Below are 5634 nucleotides of genomic sequence, written 5' to 3' on the forward strand. Positions count from 1 at the left end.
AGGCGGTGTAGCTAAGTAACACACCATGGTGCGAGTTGGGTCAACGTGGTCGTCTAAAACGCAGTAACTTTCCACATCTTTCATGTCTACGCATGCGTAGTGCAAACGCGCTTTCATTTTTTCCCAAGTGGCTTCACACAAGTTCTTCTCGCCAAACTTGATTAGGTTGGCATGAACTTCTTCAATATAAGCATCCAGCTCCATTTCTTGACGCGCAACACCCACAATAGTGGTGTCTGGGTGCATCAAGTTTGCTTTTTCAAGCTGATATAAAGAAGGCAACAACTTGCGTCGTGAAAGATCTCCCAGTGTACCGAAAAGTACAAAATCACAGGGTTCGTAGGAATTATCCAATACCATATTCGTCGACCTTTTAAATGTATGTGTCCGCGGCGTATTGTACAGTTATTTACAACACTAACGACTATTTTTACCGTATAGTTAACACCAAATGTAGTAAAATTACAACTTGTACCAACTATAGGATCTGAATCTTTACTGTTTCCCTCAGTTTACCCTCATTTAACCCGATTGAAATAACAAAAATTGTCAAAAAATTACATTTTTCTTGTCACAGACGTCACATTGGGTACTATTACGGGTGTACCTTACAATAAATTGTGCTAACTAATTGCTATATCTGTATGAACATTTTAGAAAAAATCACACAAAACCAAGCGGCATTCAGTAAATCTGAGAAAAAGGTAGCTGAAGTAATTCTAGCTAACCCACAAACGGCCATTCATTCGAGTATAGCAACCCTCGCTAAGATGTCGGATGTTAGTGAGCCTACCGTAAACCGTTTCTGCCGAAGACTTGATACTAAAGGCTTCCCAGACTTTAAACTGCATTTAGCGCAGAGCCTGGCTAACGGAACGCCTTACGTAAACCGCCATGTTGATGAAAACGACAGCCCAGACGAATATACCAATAAGATATTCGAATCGACCATGGCGTCCCTGGAAGTGGCTCGCCAATCTGTGGATGTGAACGTGGTAAATCGCGTTGTTGATTTACTTACACAGGCACAGAAAATTTCATTTTTCGGCTTAGGCGCTTCAGCTTCAGTGGCACACGATGCATTAAATAAGTTTTTCCGCTTTAATGTTCCAGTGGTCTACTTTGAAGATATTCTGATGCAGCGCATGAGCTGCATGAACTGTTCAGATGGCGATGTTGTTGTATTGATTAGCCATACGGGCCGAACTAAAAGCTTAGTAGAAATAGCGCAAATTGCCCGCATGAACGACGCTACTGTAGTAGGAATTACCTCAGCAGATAGCCCGCTGGCACAAGAGTGCAGTTACGTGTTATCGCTGGAAGTGCCGGAAGATACTGATATGTATATGCCTATGGCCTCTCGCATCGCACAGCTCACGCTAATTGATGTACTGGCAACCGGCTTTACACTGCGCCGCGGCAACAAGTTCAGAGAGAATCTCAAGCGAGTAAAGGATACGCTGCGTGGTTCACGTTATGAAAAGCGTGGTGAGTAATTTTCTTCCCACGTGATCAAATAAGAACCACCTACCGTAGCAATATTGGTTCAATAAATCAGCGAAAACGCCTAACTGGTCGAGCCAGTTAGGCGTTTTTGTTTATTTCATTCACATTTTTGTCAAATTCAACTATTATTCTGTAATAAAATTACGTAAAGCGATTACAGGCATACCGTATAAACGCGTAGCCTATCACTCTTTGTCTTTTCTAACTTAGAAACAGCGACGGAATCACATGACCAGAAGAACGAAAATTCTTGCCACCCTAGGACCTGCAACCGACTCACTTGAAAAGATTCAGGCACTTATTGCCGCAGGCGCAAACACTGTGCGCATGAACTTTTCACACGGACAAGCCGAAGACCACATTGAACGTGCAAAGCGCGTTCGTCAGGCAGCAAAGAACCTAGGTAAATACGTAGCGATTTTAGGTGATCTTCAGGGCCCTAAAATCCGTATTGCTCGTTTTGCCGAAGGTGCAGTTCGTTTAGAGGTTGGCGCAAAATTCATTCTAGACGCTGAATTAGGCCGCGACGAAGGTGATATTAATCAAGTAGGTATTGATTACAAAGCGCTTCCTGATGATGTATCAGCAGGCGATATTCTGCTTCTTGATGACGGTCGTATTCAGCTTCGAGTAACTGGCGTTGAAGGCCGCAAAGTGATTACTGAAGTAACAGTAGGCGGCAAGCTTTCAAACAATAAAGGCATTAACCGTCAAGGCGGTGGTCTTTCTGCAGATGCACTTACCGAAAAAGACAAAGAAGACATTAAAACCGCCGCGAAAATTGGTGTTGATTACCTTGCAGTGTCATTTCCTCGCAGCGGCGCAGACTTGAACTACGCGCGAGAACTTGCCGAAGCGGCTGGCTGCTACGCAAAAATTTGTGCAAAGGTCGAGCGTGCTGAAACGGTGGCGTCTGACGAAGCCATGGACGACATCATTACAGCATCAGACGCCGTTATGGTAGCCCGTGGTGATTTAGGTGTTGAAATTGGAGACGCAGAACTTGTTGGCGTTCAGAAAAAGCTTATCGCCCGCTCTCGTCAACTGAACAAAGTGGTTATTACTGCGACTCAAATGATGGAGTCTATGATTGATAGCCCCATGCCAACGCGCGCAGAAGTAATGGACGTTGCGAACGCCGTACTTGATGGCACTGACGCGGTTATGCTTTCTGCTGAAACTGCCGCGGGTAACTTCCCTATCGAAACGGTTGCTGCTATGGCCCGAGTGTGTGAAGGTGCAGAAACCCATCCAAGCGTTAAAATCTCTAAGCACCGCATGGACCAGCAGTTTTCATCTACTAGCGAATCAATTGCCCTCTCTGCTGTATACGCTGCAAACCACTTGCCAAGCGTTAAAGCGATTGTAGGTTTAACTGAAAGCGGAACTACGCCAACATTGATGTCACGCATCACTACAGCTCTGCCAATTATTGCAATGTCTCGTCACGAATCAACGCTAAATACAATGGCACTTTGCCGTGGCGTTAAGCCGGTTTTCTTCGACTCATCTAACAGTGAACCTGGCAAATTGAAGTACGATGTCATTGCATCACTTAAAGAAAAAGGCTTAGTGAAAAGCGGAGACAGTATCATTCTGACTTATGGCGATGAAATGGAAAAAGTAGGCGCAACTAATACCCTTAAAATCGTAGAAGTCGAATAGCAACGAAAACAACATTAAAGCGAAGCTTAATGCTTCGTTTTTTTTGCCTGAAATTTGTGTGGATATGAAAGTCAAAAATGCCCCTTACGTTCTCAAAATGTAAAGGGCGTTTTCAATAATGATGTTTGGGCTAAATTGCCTGTGCGGTATAGCTCTCTGTCTCTTGAGCGATATCGTTCGCATATTGAGAAAGATGGTGGCTAAGGATGTTCTCAGCGCGCTCAACAAACTCGTCACGTTTAAATTTCCAGCCTCTTAAATCAGCTTGTTTTGCCTGCTTAACATAAAAATCTAAGCGTGTTTTTCTAAGCAGATGCGCCTTTTTGGATAGATCAAACTCTACAAGTGATAATGTCTGTTCAACTTTTACGATATCTGCGTGAACTGTGCGTTCAGCGTCATCAGCTGTTGCTTGGCTAATTGAAAGCTTACCCTGCCCGAACAAACCAATTAATGCTATTACAACTGAAACAACTATAGCTGAATAAACCCACTTTAAAACGTTCATGCCTCACTCCTTGACCAATTGTGAACTGCTCATATTCTGAAGAACAACTTATTTGGTAAATGATCTTGGCGCTGAAAAGTTAGTGTATGCCAGTCAGCGCGCTAATTTTAATTACTATGTGTAATTTGAATTTGCAGCTTCTATACCACAATATATTTCTTTGTATTTCAGTAAGATATAAAACAAGACTGCTACTACGAAATGTATTGAAAGAATTTTCTACACACTTTAAGAGAAATTTTCCGTGTCTTTGCTTTAGGCGTAATCAAAGCCCTTCCGAACAAAAGTTAGCGAAACGGCCTCAAGTAAACAGCAGATAAAGAATATAGTGTTTAGTGCCTCTTCGGTGTTACCAAAAAGTTCATTTATTGCGCTAAATATTGCCGTGTGCATAGTCATCAGTATAAGTAGCATTGCTAAGCGATTGTCTATGAAAAAGTTTAAATGTCTAAAATAAAAATAATGCCTTTTGCCTTCTCGTTATTTGACGTTTCCGTTACACCATGGACTACGCCGGCACTATGTCGATGTAATGACCGGCCTACCTTGCTTATGTTAGGCAAGAAAAAAGGGGCGAATGCCCCTTTTCATTAAGTCGAGTAAAGAAACCATTAGTTCATTGCGGTTTCAGTAACTACGCGAAGGTTGCTTTCAACATCCTTGACATCAGAAGCATTCTTAGCAATTTCTACAGCTAGGTCGCGCTCAGCATCAGAATCAACGTCGCCAGTCAGTGTTACTACACCGTTTTCTACGTCAACATCGATGTCGAAACCTGAAATATCGGTATCCATAAGAAGACGGGTTTTGATTACTGTGGCGATTTTGGCGTCAGTTAATTCGCTTGTACCTTCGTCTACAGTATCTTCCATGTCATCTGACATGTCGCCTTCCATATCTTTGTCAGAGACAACCGTAAGCTTATTGTCTACAGACGTTACACCGTCAATATTCGCTACTAGCTCTTCCGCTAGCTTTTTATCAACAGAGTTCTCAACCTTACCAGTAAGAACGACATTACCGTTTTTAACGTCAGTATTAATGTCGAATGAATCAAGGTTACCATTGAACAACAGCGTTGCTTCTGCTTTGCCATCAATCCATGCGTCTTTGGCACCTTTCTCCCATTTATTACTTGTGCTGTCTGTGTCCATGTCACCTGCATATGCAGCTGTAGTCAAAGTTGTAGCAACAATCATAGAAATAAGTGAACGTTTCATAACATTTCTCCTTTGTCGAAACTCGTAGATAGTCATGCCAATTCCTTGCCAACAAAATAAGATATTGTTTTATATGATAAATATTCAGTTCCAGGGCTAGTTAAGTATTTTTTGTTTTGCAAACTTTGCCTTTGTTTGAGAACTTTTTACTTAACTCTGTTAATGCCCAAAACTCGTCAACGTCACTTAAGAAAGCACCTCTTAATTGTACTAGGAAATAACTCTTCGCCGTTGCCCGCCACCTTGTTGCAGTGATACCTAGGTTAAACTTATTTCACAAAGCAGCCGTAGTTATAACGATTCGTATCGCTTCACTAGCTGCCATTAATTTAATCTTGCAGACAGAAGCAACAGGTGGAGTGTTTTTCGTTAATTTAACTCAAGGACCAACTAGACATGGATACTGCACTTACTGCTGTTTCAGTCTTATTTATAGCCGTAAGCTGGGCCCCTTTGCTTCCTTCTTCTCATTGGTTAGTAAGAGTGTGGGAATTTCCGCGACTACAAATAGCAGCTATCATTTCTTTGCTAATTGCTGGGCATATTTTTGAATCAACCTATTACGCACAGATAGATAGCCTAGCAGTAATTATTGTCGCTGGATTAACAGTTAGCCTTATTTATCAGGTTATCTGGTGCGTATTTCGGTGAATCCGATCGGTCGTTTCGGTTTTATCCGATCGCTTTTTCTTCTTCTTTTTCGTCCCTGCCAGTTTTACCGTAAGTGATCGGATT

Annotated in this window: 5 protein-coding genes and 1 pseudogene; 3 read left to right on the top strand and 3 right to left on the bottom strand. The window is 42.2% G+C overall.

All coding sequences use genetic code 11. The features are described from left to right. Positions 1 to 360, bottom strand: a pseudogene (locus tag MHN02_RS20985) (glucose-6-phosphate dehydrogenase); the annotation flags it as partial. Between the two features lie 284 nt (positions 361 to 644). Between MHN02_RS20985 and MHN02_RS20990 the strand changes: the two are divergent. Together MHN02_RS20990 and pyk are read left to right on the top strand one after the other, a co-directional pair. Beyond that, a complete protein-coding gene (locus MHN02_RS20990) occupies positions 645 to 1496 on the top strand; it encodes a MurR/RpiR family transcriptional regulator (protein ID WP_014949854.1) in 852 nt (283 codons plus the stop codon). A 238-nt stretch (positions 1497 to 1734) separates the two neighbouring features. Beyond that, positions 1735 to 3171 carry a pyruvate kinase gene (pyk, locus tag MHN02_RS20995; protein WP_239247904.1) on the top strand — a complete coding sequence of 479 codons (1437 nt, stop codon included), beginning with the start codon at positions 1735 to 1737 and terminating at the stop codon, positions 3169 to 3171. 130 nt (positions 3172 to 3301) lie between these two features. Here pyk and MHN02_RS21000 read toward each other — a convergent pair whose 3' ends face one another. Next, a complete protein-coding gene (locus MHN02_RS21000) occupies positions 3302 to 3679 on the bottom strand; it encodes a hypothetical protein (RefSeq protein ID WP_039216567.1) in 378 nt (125 codons plus the stop codon). Between the two features lie 611 nt (positions 3680 to 4290). Then, complete coding sequence (locus MHN02_RS21005; protein ID WP_014976823.1) at positions 4291 to 4899, bottom strand: BON domain-containing protein; 609 nt, start codon at positions 4897 to 4899, stop codon at positions 4291 to 4293. 396 nt (positions 4900 to 5295) lie between these two features. Here MHN02_RS21005 and MHN02_RS21010 point away from each other — a divergent pair, with 396 nt between their 5' ends. Next, entirely contained in the window at positions 5296 to 5550 is a 255-nt protein-coding gene (locus MHN02_RS21010; protein WP_239247906.1) for a hypothetical protein, read from the top strand. Positions 5551 to 5634 lie beyond the last annotated feature (84 nt).

The organism is Alteromonas sp. CNT1-28 (assembly GCF_022348345.1).
Taxonomy (GTDB): Bacteria; Pseudomonadota; Gammaproteobacteria; order Enterobacterales; family Alteromonadaceae; genus Alteromonas; species Alteromonas macleodii.